Annotated in this window: 11 protein-coding genes; 3 read left to right on the top strand and 8 right to left on the bottom strand. The window is 72.2% G+C overall.

Features of this window, described 5'->3' with window-relative positions:
- The 6 genes from MCBG_RS16120 to deoC form a co-directional block, all read right to left on the bottom strand.
- Window positions 1–1242 (bottom strand): cytochrome ubiquinol oxidase subunit I (locus MCBG_RS16120; RefSeq protein WP_084789544.1); only part of this gene is annotated, 1242 nt, incomplete at its 3' end.
- A gap of 104 nt (window positions 1243–1346) precedes the next feature.
- A complete protein-coding gene (locus MCBG_RS16115; RefSeq protein ID WP_043326742.1) occupies window positions 1347–2252 on the bottom strand; it encodes a M56 family metallopeptidase in 906 nt (301 codons plus the stop codon).
- A gap of 9 nt (window positions 2253–2261) precedes the next feature.
- The gene (locus tag MCBG_RS16110; protein ID WP_043326740.1) at window positions 2262–2816 is read right to left on the bottom strand and encodes a BlaI/MecI/CopY family transcriptional regulator; all 555 of its coding nucleotides are present in this window, start codon (window positions 2814–2816) and stop codon (window positions 2262–2264) included.
- 734 nt (window positions 2817–3550) lie between these two features.
- The gene (locus MCBG_RS16105) at window positions 3551–4375 is read right to left on the bottom strand and encodes an aldehyde dehydrogenase family protein (RefSeq protein WP_043326737.1); all 825 of its coding nucleotides are present in this window, start codon (window positions 4373–4375) and stop codon (window positions 3551–3553) included.
- Window positions 4368–5798 carry an aldehyde dehydrogenase family protein gene (locus tag MCBG_RS16100; RefSeq protein ID WP_043326735.1) on the bottom strand — a complete coding sequence of 477 codons (1431 nt, stop codon included), beginning with the start codon at window positions 5796–5798 and terminating at the stop codon, window positions 4368–4370. The genes MCBG_RS16105 and MCBG_RS16100 overlap by 8 nt, the downstream gene beginning before the upstream one ends.
- A 5-nt stretch (window positions 5799–5803) precedes the next feature.
- Window positions 5804–6763 carry a deoxyribose-phosphate aldolase gene (gene deoC, locus MCBG_RS16095; protein WP_030501215.1) on the bottom strand — a complete coding sequence of 320 codons (960 nt, stop codon included), beginning with the start codon at window positions 6761–6763 and terminating at the stop codon, window positions 5804–5806.
- 136 nt (window positions 6764–6899) lie between these two features.
- On the opposite strand from deoC, the gene upp reads away from it, so the two are divergent.
- Window positions 6900–7532 carry a uracil phosphoribosyltransferase gene (gene upp / locus MCBG_RS16090; protein WP_043326733.1) on the top strand — a complete coding sequence of 211 codons (633 nt, stop codon included), beginning with the start codon at window positions 6900–6902 and terminating at the stop codon, window positions 7530–7532.
- 100 nt (window positions 7533–7632) lie between these two features.
- Window positions 7633–8307: a GOLPH3/VPS74 family protein gene (locus tag MCBG_RS16085; protein ID WP_043326732.1), complete on the top strand. Its 675-nt coding sequence runs from the start codon at window positions 7633–7635 to the stop codon at window positions 8305–8307.
- Window positions 8308–8395: 88 nt separating this feature from the next.
- Here the strand turns inward: MCBG_RS16085 and MCBG_RS16080 are convergent, their stop codons facing one another.
- Window positions 8396–10060 carry a phospho-sugar mutase gene (locus MCBG_RS16080; RefSeq protein ID WP_043326730.1) on the bottom strand — a complete coding sequence of 555 codons (1665 nt, stop codon included), beginning with the start codon at window positions 10058–10060 and terminating at the stop codon, window positions 8396–8398.
- Window positions 10061–10109: 49 nt separating this feature from the next.
- Window positions 10110–12131: a serine/threonine-protein kinase gene (locus MCBG_RS16075; protein WP_043326728.1), complete on the bottom strand. Its 2022-nt coding sequence runs from the start codon at window positions 12129–12131 to the stop codon at window positions 10110–10112.
- Between the two features lie 203 nt (window positions 12132–12334).
- Here MCBG_RS16075 and MCBG_RS16070 point away from each other — a divergent pair, with 203 nt between their 5' ends.
- A complete protein-coding gene (locus MCBG_RS16070; RefSeq protein ID WP_043326726.1) occupies window positions 12335–13918 on the top strand; it encodes an acyl-CoA mutase large subunit family protein in 1584 nt (527 codons plus the stop codon).
- Window positions 13919–14481 lie beyond the last annotated feature (563 nt).

Raw genomic sequence — 14481 nt, 5'->3', positions numbered from 1 at the left:
GAGCACTGGCTGGTGGTGGGGGTCGGTGTCGGGCGCGGGCGGTCGGCCGAGGGCGGGGTCGTGCGCGCCGCGCGCGGCGTGCCGGGCCAGCAGCGTCCAGTTGGTCACCGCGAGCGCGCCGAGCAGCAGGCTGAACCCGATCAGCGAGGCGAGCATCAGCCCTGGCGAGACCGGGGAGACGGCCTGCGCGGTGGGCAGCAGCCCGTACGCGGCCCAGGGCTGGCGGCCGACCTCGCGGGCGATCCAGCCGAGCAGCATCGCCACGAACGGCAGCGGCAGGCCGAGCAGGATCAGCCAGAGCGGGAACCGCAACCGGATGATCCAGTCGCGCCAGAGCAGCGGCAGCAGGAGCCAGAGGGCGCCGAGCGTGAAGCCGATCAGGATCATGAAGCCGAGGCCGACGTTGGAGAGCACCGGCGGATCCCAGTCGCCGGGGCCGAACCGCGCGGTCCAGTCGGCGACGAGCGCGTCGCGCTCCGGCCCGCCGCCGAACTTCGTCGGCTGGAGCTGCGCGACCGGGCCGAACTGGGCGAAGCCGAAGCCCTGGAGCGTGCTGACCGCTAGCGCCGCGGTGACCAGGCCGAGGCGCAGCGAGGTGCGGAACAGCGCGTAGTCGCTAGTACGCCGCAGCAGGTGCCACGCGCTCACCGCGGCCATCAGCAGGCCGCCGGTGACCAGGCTCGCCGAGATCACGTGGCCGAACGCCATGCCGAACGTGGGATTGGTGAGCAGCGCGCCGAAGTCGGTGAGGTGGGCGACGCCGTCGCGGACCTCGTACCCGACCGGGTTCTGCAGCCAGGCGTTCGCCACCATGATCCAGAACGCCGAGGCGTACGCGGTGATCGCCACGCCCCAGAGCAGCGCCAGGTGTACGCCGCGCCGCAGCCGGTGCCACCCGAAGATCCACATGCCGAGGAACGTGGACTCCAGGAAGAACGCCACCAGCGTCTCGATGGCCAGCGGCGCCCCGAACACGTTGCCGACGTAGCGCGACAGCCCGCTCCAGTTCAGCCCGAACTGGAACTCCATCACGATGCCGGTGGCGATGCCGAGCACGTAGTTGATCACGTAGAGCTGGCCCCAGAACCGGGTCAGCCGCTCGTACACCGGTTTGCCGGTGAGGAAGCCGGCCGTCTGCAACCCGACCAGCAGCGTGACCAGGCCGAGCGTGACCGCCACGAACAGGAAATGGATCGAGGTGGTGGTGGCGAACTGGAGGCGGGCGAGGAGCAGCGGATCCACTGTCGTCCTCCCATGGGTCGACTCTCTTGTCGTAGTCAACCTACACGTAGCTTCACTACCTATAGGGGTGTGCGAACCCGGAGAAGTCCCTTAGGGGGGCGAGATCAGCTCAGGAACAGGGCGAACGGCAGGGAGACGAGCGTGCCCGCGACGGCGAGCGCCATCGCGCCGAGCACACGCGGCGGGCGGTCCGCGACGAGCAGCCGCTGCACCCGTACGTCCAGATCGCGGTCGCCGAGACCGAGCGTGCCGGCCGGTTGCACCCGGTGCTCGGCGGCGGCGAACCGCCGCAGCGCGCCCGCCAGCGGCGCGTCCGCGTGCAGCTCCCGGGCCTTGTCGTCGGCGCGCATCTCGACCAGCAACGCCACCCGCGCGTGCGCGTCCCGCACCCACTGGAACCAGGGCAGCGCCCGGCACAACGCGGTGAACGGCAGCAGCACCAGATCGTGCCGCTCCTGGGCGTGCGCCCGCTCGTGGGTGAGCACCGCCGCCAGCTCGGCCGGGTCGAGCAGGTCGAGCGTGCCCGCGCTCACCACCACCCGGGGCCGCACCCCCGGCAGGCAGTACGCCGCAGCGCTCGGGTGGTCGAGCACCAGCGCGCCGGGCACCGTCGGGTCACGCCGGGCCACCAGGTGCAGCAGCTCCCGGTGCCGGCGCTGGGCGCGTACCGCGCCGTGCAGGCTGCGTACCGTCGTGGTGAGCAGCACCACGCCGATGCCGAGACCGACGCCGACCAGGCTGAGGTGCACCGCGCCCACACCGGCCGGAAGCGTGCCGTGGGCCAGGTCGTCGGCCAGCGCCAGCAGCGCCCACCCGGTCGCCCGGTCGTAGACGTCGAGGCCCAGTGCCATCGGCAACCCCATGGCCGACAGGCCGAGCGCCAGCCCGACCGCCTGCCAGCACAGGATCGCCACCCGGGGCGCGCGCCACGTCCAGCGCGCGGCGGCGAGGACCTGCGCGGTCAGCCAGCAGGCCAGAATGGTCGCGGCGAAGTGCAGGGCGTACGCCACGGCGGCCGCCTACCGGTCCGTCGCCTCGTCGAGCGCGGGCCGACCGGGCCGGGGGTCCTCGATCCGGCCGGTCGGTCCGTCCTCGACAGTTGCGGGCCCGGTCGTCCCGGTCTCGACGGTCGTCTCGGTCTCGGCGGTCTCGGCGGTCGCTCGGGTCGCGGGGCCTGTTGCCCCGGCCTCGGTGGTCGCGGGCCGGGTCGTCCCGGCCTCGGCGCTGAGCGCGGCGCGGAGCACGTCCGCCTCCGTGCCGGTCACCGAACGGGCGAAGCGCACCAGCGCGGCGTCCCGGCTGCCGCCGAGATCGAGGGCTTCGAGCATGAGCTGGGCGATGTGCGCCTCGCGGGTGGCGGCGGGGCGGTAACGCCAGGCGCGGCCCTCCCGCTCGCGCTGCACCATGCCCTTGCCGGCGAGCCGGTCGAGCACGGTCATAACGGTGGTGTAGGCCAGTTCGCGGCCGTCCAGGGCGTCGGCGACCTCGCGCACCGTCACACCGCCCGAGGCGGCTGGTGCCGCGTCCCACAGCACATCCATCACCGCACGCTCAAGGTCCCCCAGCCGAGTCACCCACCAATCCTACCCCCGGTAGTAGACCCTCTCCGCCGCCCCGGTCCCCGGTTCCGGTCCCCGCCCCGCCCTCCCGAAGATCAACACCAGCTCGGGGAGGTGGTGTGGTCCGAGGCGGGTCGATGCAGCCACCTCCCCGTACTGGTGTCGATCTAGCTCTCCTCGGACGGCCCCGCCAAGATCCACTCCGCCTCGGGGAAGTGGTGCAGTCCCGGGTCGGTCGATGCGGCCCTCTCGGAGATCTGGTCTTGATCGTGCTGGCCTCGTGTGGGCGCCTCGGCAAGATCCACGCCAGTTCGGGGAGGTGGTGGCATTCGGGGCGGGTTGATGTGACCACTTCGCCGTACTGGTGTCGATTTTGGTGCGTGGGAGGGCAGGGTCAGCGCCAGTTCGGGGAGGTGGTGCAGTCCCGGGCTGGTTGATGTGGTCACTCTGGGGAAGTGGTGTTGATCTTGCTGGGCGGCGGGGTGAGTGTCGGGGCGCGGCTCGGGTCACTTCGGAGGTTTTGGTGTTGATCCTGTCGGCCTCGTGCGGGGCCTTCGACAAGATCAACGCCAGTTCGGGGAGGTGGCGGCATTCGAGGCGGTTTGATCGGCCCACTTCGCCGTGCTGGTGTCGATCTTGCTCGGCTGCGGGTGCGGTCGACGACGGCTCGCGGGAAGAGCGGGAACGGGAAGTGGCGGCAACCCGGGAGGGTGTGCCGCCACTTCGGGCCGGGACCGGACTGCCGTCGGTCAGACGCCCTTGGGGTGCCAGACCGTCTTGGTCTCCAGCAGCGTGGTCATCCGGGTGATGCCGGGATCGGCGTACCAGTCGTGGTCGGCCGGGGCCGGCCGGAGCACCCGCTTGAGGTTCTCCGCGGCCTTGACCTCCAGGTCGGCGGCCAGCTCGGCGTCGGTGACGCCGGTCAGGTCGATCGCGTTGACGTCCATGTGCGCGGCGAGCGTCGGCACGGTCTCGGTCAGCCGGCCGGTGAGGATGTTCACCACCCCGCCGGGCAGGTCGGAGGTGGCGAGCACCTCGGCCAGCGTCACCGCCGCCAGCGGCGCCGCCGGGGAGGCGGCCACCACGACCGTGTTGCCGGTGACGATCGCCGGGGCGATCACGCTCACCAGGCCGAGCAGCGCGGGCTCCTCGGGGGCGGCCACCGCCACCACGCCGGTGGGCTCCGGCGCGGACAGGTTGAAGTACGGGCCGGCCACCGGGTTCGCGCCGCCGTACACCTGGGACAGCTTGTCGGACCAGCCCGCGTACCAGACCCAGCGGTCGATCGCGGCGTCCACCTCGTCGGCCGGTACGCCCAGGGCGACGAACTGCTCGTGCCGGCCCTCCAGCATCTCGGCGACCCGGTAGAGGATCTGACCCCTGTTGTACGCGGTCGCCCCGGCCCAGCCCTTCACCGCGGCGCGGGCGGCCACTACCGCGTCCCGCGCGTCCTTCCGGGAGGCAAGAGACACGTTCGCGGATTGCACGAGATACGACCGTCCCGACTCGCTGCGCGGGAACTTCCCGCCGATGAAGAGCTTGTACGTCTTGCGTACCGCGACCCGCTCAGACATTGAGGTACCCCTCCAGCCCGTGCCGGCCGCCCTCGCGACCGTAGCCCGACTCCTTGTAGCCGCCGAACGGCGACGTCGGGTCGAACTTGTTGAACGTGTTCGCCCACACCACTCCCGCGCGCAGCCGGTCGGCCAGCCACAGGATCCGGGAACCCTTGTCGGTCCAGATTCCGGCCGACAGCCCGTACGGCGTGTTGTTGGCCTTTTCGACGGCCTCCGCCGGGGTGCGGAACGTGAGCACGGACAGCACCGGGCCGAAGATCTCCTCGCGGGCGATCCGGTGCGCCTGGGTGACGCCGGTGAAGATGGTCGGCGCGAACCAGAAGCCGCGCTCGGGCAGCTCGCACGGCGGCGACCAGCGCTCCGCACCCTCGGCGGACCCGGCGTCGGACAGCTCCCGGATGCGGGTGAGCTGCTCGGCCGAGTTGATCGCGCCGATGTCGGTGTTCTTGTCCAGCGGGTCACCGACCCGGAGCTGAGCCATCCGGCGCTTGAGCGACTCCAGCACCCGGTCGGCCACCGACTCCTGGACCAGCAGCCGCGACCCGGCGCAGCAGACGTGGCCCTGGTTGAAGAAGATGCCGTTGACGATGCCCTCGACGGCCTGGTCGATCGGCGCGTCGTCGAAGACGATGTTCGCGGCCTTGCCGCCCAGTTCCAGCGTGAGCTTCTTGCGGGTGCCGGCGACCGAGCGGGCGATGGCCCGGCCCACCTCGGTGGAGCCGGTGAACGCGACCTTGTCCACGCCCGGGTGCTCGACCAGCGTCCGGCCGGTGTCGCCGGCGCCGGTGACGATGTTGACCACGCCGGCGGGCAGGTCGGCCTGCTGGCAGATCTCGGCGAACAGCAGCGCGGTCAGCGGGGTGGTCTCGGCGGGCTTGAGCACGACCGTGTTGCCGGCGGCCAGCGCCGGGGCGATCTTCCACGCCAGCATGAGCAGCGGGAAGTTCCACGGGATGACCTGCGCCGCCACGCCGAGCGGCTTCGGGTCCGGGCCGAAGCCCGCGTGCGGAAGCTTGTCCGCCCAGCCCGCGTAGTAGAAGAAGTGCGCGGCGACCAGCGGCAGGTCGACGTCGCGGGACTCCTTGATCGGCTTGCCGTTGTCCAGCGACTCCAGCACCGCCAGCTCGCGCGAGCGTTCCTGGATGAGCCGGGCGATCCGGAACAGGTACTTGGCCCGGTCCCGGCCCGGCATCGGACCCCAGACCTTCTCGTACGCGGCCCGGGCGGCGCGCACCGCGCGGTCCACGTCGTCGGCGCCGGCCTCGGCGATCTCGGCCAGCACCTCCTCGGAGGCCGGGTTCACCGACTTGAAGCTGCCGCCGGAGGCCGGGTCGACGAACGCGCCGTCGACGAAGAGCCCGTACGAGGGCTTGATGTCCACCACCGAGCGGGACTCGGGGGCGGGTGCGTATTCGAACATCGCGTTCAGTCCAGGGTGAAGTAGTCGGGGCCGGCGTAGACGCCGGTCGTCAGCTTGGTGCGCTGCATGAGCAGGTCGTTGAGCAGGCTCGACGCGCCGAACCGGAACCAGTCCGGGCTCAGCCAGTCGGCGCCGACCGTCTCGTTGACCATGACCAGGTACTTGATCGCGTCCTTGGTGGTCTTGATGCCACCGGCCGGCTTGACGCCGACCTGACGCCCGGTGGCGGCGCGGAAGTCGCGGACCGCCTCCAGCATCACCAGCGTCACCGGCAGGGTGGCCGCGACCGGGACCTTGCCGGTGGAGGTCTTGATGAAGTCGCCGCCCGCGAGCATGGCGAGCCAGGACGCCCGCCGCACGTTGTCGTACGTGGCCAGCTCGCCGGTCTCCAGGATCACCTTGAGGTGGGCGTCCCCGCACGCTTCCTTGGTGGCCACGATCTCGTCGTAGACCTCGGCGTAGCGCCCGGCCAGGAACGCGCCCCGGTTGATCACCATGTCGATCTCGTCCGCGCCGGCCTCGACCGCCGCCCGCACGTCGGCGAGCTTGATCTCCAGCGGGGCCTGACCGGACGGGAACGCGGTCGCCACGCTGGCCAGGTGCACGCCGCTGCCGCGCAGCACCTCGGCCACGTACGGGACCATCGACGGGTAGACGCAGACGGCGCCCACGTGCGGGCAGCTCGGATCGGCCGGGTCGGGGCGCAGCGCCTTCGCGGCCAGCGCCCGCACCTTGCCGGGCGTGTCCGCGCCTTCCAGGGTGGTCAGGTCGACCATCCGGATCGCCAGGTCGATCGCCTCGGCCTTGGCAGTGGTCTTGATGGAGCGGGTGCCGAGCTGCGCCGCCCGCTGCTCCGCGCCGACCTGGTCCACGCCGGGCAGGCCGTGCAGGAAGGTCCGCAGAGCGGTCTCGGATCGTCCCAGCTCGGAGAGATCCGACCGGGCCGACGTCGTTGTCGCCGTCATGCCCCGAATAGTACGCACTCGCGAGTCCTGTGATCTTGGTCACGGTGAACGGGTTGCGAGCGTCGTACGTGAGCGGGGTCGCTGGTCGGGCCGCACCCACCGTGCGCCGGTCCACGGAGCGGTAGGTTGAGCGATCGTGGACGTAACCGTCATTGACCATCCGCTCGCCCAGACGCGGCTGACCGCCATGCGGGACGCCCGGACCGACTCGTCGTCGTTCCGGGCGGCGCTGCGCGAACTCACCACCATGCTGGTGTACGAGGCCGCGCGCTCCTTCCCGGTCGAGAAGTACTCGATCCAGACCCCGGTCACCGCCACCGAAGGCAGCCGGCTGGCGAACCCGCCTCTGCTGGTGCCGGTGCTGCGGGCCGGTCTCGGCATGGCCGACGCCGCGCTCGGCCTGCTGCCCGAGTCGTCGATGGGCTTCGTCGGCCTGGCCCGCGACGAGGAGACGTACGAGCCCCGCGCGTACATGGAGTCGCTGCCGCGCGACCTCAGCGGCCTGCCGGTGCTGGTGCTCGACCCGATGCTCGCCACCGGCGGCTCGCTGGAGCACTGCTGCCGGTTGCTCGCCGACCGCGGCTGCACCGACATCACGGTGCTGTGCGTGCTGGCCGCGCCGGTCGGCATCGAGCGGCTGGAGCGCTCCGGCCTGCCGCTGCGCCTGGTCACCGCCTCGATCGACGAGGGCCTGAACGACTCGAAGTTCATCGTCCCCGGCCTGGGTGACGCCGGCGACCGCCAGTTCGGCGGCATGCCCCGTTTCTGATGCCGGTCCCGGTGCGGAGGGTCGGCCCTCCGCACCGGGAACCGGACTGCCCCGGCGAGTTGGTGCGCGGGGGTGCGGGGAGGCGCTAGCGTTCCGGGCCATGACTGGTGTTGCGCTCGCCGAAGAGCTGCTGCTCCTCGCGTACGACGACGAAACCGGCAAGGCCACCATGCCGCGGATCAGCCTTGACCTGGGCATGGCCGCGGCGGTGCTGGTCGAGCTGGCCCTGGCCGGACGGCTCGCGTACGCGGACGGGAACCTGGCGGTGATCGATCCGGCGCCGACCGGTGAGCCGATCGCCGACGCCGTACTCGCCAAGATCGCCGCGGAGACCCCGCATACACCCTCGTCCTGGGTGCAGCGGCTGCGGCACGGGCTGCGCGACCGGATCCTCACCGACCTCTGCGGGCGGGGCGTGGTCCGGGACGTGGAGGAGACCGAGCTGGACTTCATCCACGTGCACCGCTACCCGGTGGCGGACTCCTCGGTCGAGGCGGACATCCGGCAGCGTCTGGCCGACGCGCTGACCAGCGGGCAGCTCCCCGACGAGCGGACCGCCGCGCTCGCCACGCTCGTCGCGGTGCTGCGCATGGAGCCGGCGCTCGGGCTCACCGGCCCGGCCGCCGAGGACGCCGGGCGCCGCCTGGAGGAGATCGCCGCCGGCGCCGGGTTCTCCGGCACGGTGAGCCTGGACGACAGCGTGGTGCGCCCGTCGATCAGTCTGGTCATCGCCGCGCTGGGCCAGGCCGTCGACGCCGCCCTGGGCAAGCGGTAAGGAAGGGCCCCCTCTTAACGCCTCCGGTAGAGGAAGGGCCCCTTTTATTAACGCGAGGCGTTAATAAGGGGCCCTTCCTTACACCCGGTCAGAGGCCGAGGGCGGCGGCGATCTCGTTGCGCAGCTCGGTCACGGCGGCACGCGCGCGCTGCCGGGCCGCCGGCACGTCGCCGCCGGTCACCGGCTCCACCACCTCCAGGTACGCCTTGAGCTTCGGCTCCGTGCCGGACGGCCGGATCACCACCCGGGCCGCGCCGGTGCGCAGGATCACCACGTCCGCGTCCGGCAGCAGGTCGGTGGCCTCGGTCACCGGCTGCCCGAGCAGCGCGGTCGGGGTGGCCGCCCGGATCCGCGCCATCGAGTCCGCGATGACGCGCAGGTCCTCCACCCGGACCGAGAGCTGCTCGGTGTGGTGCACGCCGAACTCGGCGGCCAGCTCGTCCAGCCGGTCGAGGAGCGTACGGCCCTCGGCCTTCAGACCGGCGGCCAGCTCGGCGACCGTCAGCGCGGCGGTGATGCCGTCCTTGTCGCGTACGTGCTCCGGCGCGACGCAGTAGCCGAGCGCCTCCTCGTAGCCGTACACGAGCGGCTCCCGGCCGCCGCCGGCCCGGACGATCCACTTGAACCCGGTGAGCGTCTCGTCGTAGGGCAGCCCCCGGGCCGCCGTCATGGCGCGCAGCAGCGCCGAGGACACGATCGTGGTGGCGTACAGGCCGGTCACGCCGCGCCGCATCAGGTGGTCGGCGAGCAGCGCGCCCACCTCGTCGCCGCGCAGCATCCGCCAGGACCCGGCGTCGCGTACGGCCACCGCGCAGCGGTCCGCATCCGGATCGTTGGCGATGGCGAGATCCGCGCCGGTGCGGTCGGCGAGCGCGACGAGCAGGTCCACCGCGCCCGGCTCCTCCGGGTTGGGAAAGCTGACGGTCGGGAACGCCGGGTCCGGCTCGGCCTGCTCCGGCACCACGCCCGGCACGCCGAACCCGGCGTGCGCGAACGCGGCGGTCAGCACCGCGCCGCCCACCCCGTGCAGCGGCGTGTACGCCACCTTCAGGTCGCGCGGCCCGGTCGGGTCCACCACGGCGGCGGCCCGTTCCACGTACGCGGCCACCAGGTCGTCGCCGAGCACCTGCCCGACCGGGCCGAGCGGCACCTCGGCGAGCGGGCCGACGGCCCGGATGGCCGCCTCGATGCCGGCGTCGGCGGGCGGCACGATCTGCGCGCCGGCGCCCAGCTCACCGCCGAGCTGCGCGCCCAGGTAGACCTTGTAGCCGTTGTCCTGCGGCGGGTTGTGGCTGGCGGTCACCATCACCCCGGCGACCGCGCCGAGCTGCCGGACCGCGAACGCCAGCACCGGCGTGGGCAACGGGCGGGGCAGCAGCAGCGCCGGACGGCCCGCGCCGGTGGCCACCTGGGCGGTGCGCTCGGCGAAGGCCAGCGAGCCGCGCCGGGCGTCGTACCCGATCACCAGCGGGCCCTCGCCGCCCTGGGCGGCGAGCCAGCGCACGAGCCCGGCGGCGGCCTGGGTGACCACGGCGAGGTTCATGCCGTTCGGCCCGGCGCGCAGCGGGCCGCGCAGCCCGGCGGTGCCGAACGTCAGCGGGCCGGCGAACCGGTCGGCCAGGTCGGTCGCCGTGCCGGGCAGCCCGTCCAGGACGGCGCGCAGCTCGTCGCGGTCGGCCGGGTCCGGGTCGTCGGCGAGCCAGCGCTCGGCTCGGACGCGAAGGTCGTCTAGGTCAGTGGTTTCCGCCGCCATTGCCTCTTGATAGCACGGCGGCGGATCACCACTGGCCGTCGGCCTCGACTCAGTTCGCCTCGGTGAGCTGGAACGAGCCGACCATCGCGTCGAAGATCGGCTTGCTCTCCGCGAACCGCGCGTCGGTCGAGGAGAGGTAGAACGAGTAGACCTTGCCGTCCTTGACCACGCCCCGCCAGATGCCGTGACGCATGGACTCACCCTCGCCGCAGGTGTATTCGAGCTGGCCCGCGGTCTGCCCGGCGAGCGGCTGCTCGGAAACCGACACCTCGGTGTAGGGGGCGGGACAGGTCTTGCTCTTGGCGCTGTTCTTGTTCAGGTTCCGCGAGGCGAACTCGGCCCAGCTGATCGAGGTACCGCCCCACGGCTCGGCGATCACCCGCACCTTGCGGCCCTCGTCCTCGGGGTCGACGTAGTCGACGTAGAGGCCGCCGGTCTGCCGCTGCCAGCCCTTCGGCACCTGGATGGTCACGCCCTTGACGGTCTGCTCCTGCATCTCGGGCGCGGCGGCGGCCGAGTTCGACGGCAGCGTGCCCACGATCGGCGGTGGCGTGTCGTCGCCGCCGCTGGTCAGCGCGATCACGCTCACCAGCAGCACCACGGCGAGGCCACCGGCGGCGGCGAGCTGGACCTTGCGCGGCCACGCCTTGATCCGGCCGAGCAGGCCCTTGGCCGAGCCGAGCGCGCCGCCACCACCGGCGGCCGGAGCGGTGGCCGGCGTGGTCCACGGCTGGCCGGTGCCGGGCACCGACCACTGGTTGCCGCCGCCGTACACCGGCTGGGTGGCGTCGGCGGCACGGCCGTAGACCGGCTGGGTGGTCGGCACCTGCTGGGTGGCGTCCGCGCCGGCGCCCTGGCCGAGCCGGACCGTGGCGTCCGGCGAGATGCGCTGGGTGGCCTCGGGCGCGGGCCCGGACATCGCGCCGGTCGGGGTGTGCAGCGGGCCGGCCAGCGCGTCCGCGCTGGTCTCGTCCAGCGCGGCGTCGCCCGCCGCCGGCTTCTCGCCGGCGGGCCGCTCCCCGCGGCGCAGCGCGGCGAGCCGGTCGGTCAGCGACTCGTCCGGACCGATCATGGCCCGACCGCCGATCTGGCCGCTCGGCTTCGGCTCGGCCGCGATGGCCGGCGGCGTGGTCGGGCGCGGCACCGGCACCACCGCGTACGGGTCGGTGACCGAGTTGACCGCGGTGGCGGTGCTGGTCAGCGGCCCGGCGAGCAGTTCGCGCAGGTTGGCGCGGGCCCGGTGCACGTCCATCCGGCGGGCCGGGTCCTTCTCCAGCAGCCCCATCAGCACGCCGGTGAGCGGGCCGCTGCGCTGCGGCGTGGCGGGCGGGTCCTCGACCACGGCGTGCATGGTCTCGATCGGGTCGCCCTTGTCGAACGGGGGACGGCCCTCGACCGCCGTGTAGAGCGTCACGCCGAGCGAGAACAGGTCGCTGGGCGGCCCGAACTCCTGGCCCATGGCCCGCTCGGGGGAGATGAAGTGCGGCGAGCCGAGCACCATGCCCGGCGTGGTGAGCTGCACGTCGGTGGGCATCCGGGCGACGCCGAAGTCGGTGAGCACGCAGCGGCCGTCGGAGCAGATCAGCACGTTGGCCGGCTTGACGTCGCGGTGCAGCACACCGATGGCGTGCGCCACCTCCAGCGCGCCGAGCAGCGCGATGCCGATCTTGGCGACGGCGCGCGGCGCGACCGGCCCGTCCTCGATCACCATGTCGGCGAGGCTGCGGGCGTCCAGCAGCTCCATCACGATCCACGGCCGGCCGCCCTCGGTGACCACGTCGTAGACCTGCACCACGGCCGGGTGCTGGATCGCGGCGGCGGCGCGGGCCTCCCGCAGCGTCCGTTCGTAGAGCGCGTCGCGGTCGCTCGGGGCGAGCCCCGGCGGGAGGACGACCTCCTTGACCGCCACGTCGCGGCGCAGCAATGTGTCTGTGGCCCGCCAGACCGTGCCCATGCCTCCGTTGCCCACCGGGGAGCGCAGCGAGTAGCGACCACCGATGGTGGTGCCGGGCGCCGCGCGTCCAGTGGGGGGACTGGCCGGTCCGCCGCTCCACGTCGGAATCTGAGTCACAGAAAAGCCACCGGGGGATATCGAGGGGGCTGGGACACAACCCCTCTATCTTGCTGGTTCCGACGCCCGATGCGAAACCCGACGCGGCGGGCGTTTACCTACTCGACGGTATGTGGCCGGTTGCTCACCTCCGGTGGTGTGCCGTGGCCAGGTGTGCGGTATCCCTCACCCACCAGGCGGTCAGCGCGTCCTACCATCCGGTAATGAGCGATGCGCGGTCAAGCGAGTCGGGTTTCCCGATCCAGGGCGTCTACACGGCGGCAGACCTTCCGGCGGACCTGGAGGCCCGGCTGGGCGAGCCGGGCGAATTCCCGTACACCCGCGGGGTCTACCCGACGATGTACACCTCCCGGCCCTGGACGATGCGACAGTACGCCGGCTTCGGCACCGCGACCGAGAGCAACGCGCGGTACCACCAGTTGCTGCGCGCCGGGACGATGGGCCTGTCCGTCGCGTTCGACCTGCCCACCCAGATGGGGTACGACTCGGACGACCCGATCGCGCACGGCGAGGTGGGCAAGGTCGGGGTCGCCATCGACTCCATCGAGGACATGCGCACGCTGTTCGGCGGCATCCCGCTGGACAAGGTCTCCACCTCGATGACGATCAACGCGCCCGGCTCGGTGCTGCTGCTGCTCTACCAGCTCGTGGCCGAGGAGAACGGCGTGCCGGGGGCGGCGCTCAACGGCACCATCCAGAACGACATCCTCAAGGAGTACATCGCCCGGGGGACGTACATCTTCCCGCCGAAGCCCTCGCTGCGGCTGGTCGCCGACACGTTCGCCTACTGCCGGGCCGAGGTGCCCAAGTGGAACACCATCTCGATCTCCGGCTACCACATGGCCGAGGCCGGCGCCTCGCCCGCGCAGGAGGTCGCGTTCACGCTGGCGAACGGCGTGGAGTACGTCCGCGCGGCGCTCGCCGCCGGGCTCGCAGTGGACGACTTCGCGCCCCGCCTGTCGTTCTTCTTCGTGGCCCGCACCACGCTGCTGGAGGAGGTCGCGAAGTTCCGCGCGGCCCGGCGCATCTGGGCCCGGCTGATGCGTGACGAGTTCGGCGCGAAGAACCCGAAGTCGATGATGCTGCGGTTCCACACCCAGACCGCCGGCGTGCAGCTCACCGCCCAGCAGCCGGAGGTGAACCTGGTCCGGGTGGCGGTGCAGGGCCTCGGCGCGGTGCTCGGTGGCACCCAGTCGCTGCACACGAACAGCTTCGACGAGGCGATCGCGCTGCCCACCGAGAAGGCGGCCCGGCTGGCGCTGCGCACCCAGCAGGTGCTGGCGTACGAGACGGACCTGACCGCCACCGTCGACCCGTTCGCCGGGTCGTACGTGGTGGAGGCGATGACCGCCGAGGTGGAGGCGGCGGCCACCGAGCTGATGGACCGCGTGTTCGACCACGGTTCGGCGGTGGACGCGATCGAGGCCGGTTTCCAGAAGCGCGAGATCGAGCAGTCGGCGTACCGGATCGCCCAGGAGATCGACTCGGGTGAGCGGGTGGTGGTCGGCCTCAACCGGTTCCAGATCGACGAGGAGGAGCCGTACGAGCCGCTGCGGGTGGACCCGGCGATCGAGGCGGCGCAGGGGGAGCGGCTGGCCCGGCTGCGCGCCGAGCGGGACTCCGGCGCGGTGGAGCGCGCACTGGCCGAGCTGCGTTCCGCAGCCGAGGGCGACGCCAACGTGCTCTATCCGATGAAGGAGGCGCTGCGCGCCCGGGCCACCGTCGGCGAGGTGTGCGGCACGCTGCGCGAGGTGTGGGGGATCTACCGGCCGAGCGATCGGTTCTGACGTTTTCAGGCGGCGGTCCCGTCGGCGCACGCAGGTGCCCGGCGCGGGCCGCCGTCGTGCGTCCGGTAGTGGTCTGAACTGGGCAAACGGGGCCGCTGAGGCGTACCGTTGGTCCCCTCCCGGGCGACGGCGCCCGGCCGGTCACGGCGGGTGGCCGGGGCGGTGGCGCCCGGTGCCGCGCGTGTGCGATTCGGCGATTCGGGTAACCGGATCGGATGAACGGGACGGACAGCCTGTGCGGTCGACGGCCGGGCGGTCATGTCACCGTCGGGAGTCTTCCGGCAGCCGACAGTTGTCGCGCAATTGTCCGAGCGGCGGTTAATTGCCGTGACTAATGCGACAATTCGGAACAGCGGCCCGGATATTAGTGGCCGTTGAAACGGTTACGCGTTGTAGGAGGTGGGAGGCGGATGACGGGCTCCGACCGTGATCTACCTGCTGTCCCGCAGATATTCGAGCACTCTCACCAGGGCATTCGTGACGCTGCGCGGTCCGACCGCTACGCGAAAGATGTTGCGCAGCGTCACCGCCGGAGGTCTAGGCTGTCTGCTGTTCTACCCGAT

Source organism: Micromonospora sp. M42 (genome assembly GCF_000568915.1).
Taxonomy (GTDB): domain Bacteria; phylum Actinomycetota; class Actinomycetes; order Mycobacteriales; family Micromonosporaceae; genus Micromonospora; species Micromonospora chalcea.
Note: the sequence above shows the minus strand (reverse complement) of the source record. Positions and strands in the feature narration are given on the sequence as shown.